Consider the following 672-nt stretch of genomic DNA (forward strand, 5'->3'; position numbering starts at 1 on the left):
CGGGGACAGTGTCAGGTGGGCAGTTTGACTGGGGCGGTCGCCTCCTAAAGAGTAACGGAGGCGCCCAAAGGTTCCCTCAGAATGGTTGGAAATCATTCGAAGAGTGCAAAGGCATAAGGGAGCTTGACTGCGAGACCTACAAGTCGAGCAGGGACGAAAGTCGGGCTTAGTGATCCGGTGGTACCGCATGGAAGGGCCATCGCTCAACGGATAAAAGCTACCCTGGGGATAACAGGCTTATCTCCCCCAAGAGTCCACATCGACGGGGAGGTTTGGCACCTCGATGTCGGCTCATCGCATCCTGGGGCTGAAGTAGGTCCCAAGGGTTGGGCTGTTCGCCCATTAAAGCGGTACGCGAGCTGGGTTCAGAACGTCGTGAGACAGTTCGGTCCCTATCTGTCGTGGGCGTAGGAAATTTGAGAGGAGCTGTCCTTAGTACGAGAGGACCGGGATGGACGTACCGCTGGTGTACCAGTTGTTCCGCCAGGAGCACCGCTGGGTAGCTATGTACGGACGGGATAAGCGCTGAAAGCATCTAAGCGTGAAGCCCCCCTCAAGATGAGATTTCCCAGTATGTAAGACCCCTTGAAGACGACGAGGTAGATAGGCTGGGGGTGGAAGTGCAGTAATGCATGGAGCTGACCAGTACTAATCGGTCGAGGGCTTATCCAA

General features: G+C 55.8%; 1 rRNA gene. It reads left to right on the plus strand.

Annotation, left to right across the window (positions count from 1 at the left end):
- A 23S ribosomal RNA gene (locus FS818_RS28250) occupies positions 1-672 on the plus strand; the annotation flags it as partial.

Origin of the sequence: Paenibacillus xylanexedens (genome assembly GCF_007680605.1) — a bacterium.
GTDB lineage: Bacteria > Bacillota > Bacilli > Paenibacillales > Paenibacillaceae > Paenibacillus > Paenibacillus xylanexedens_B.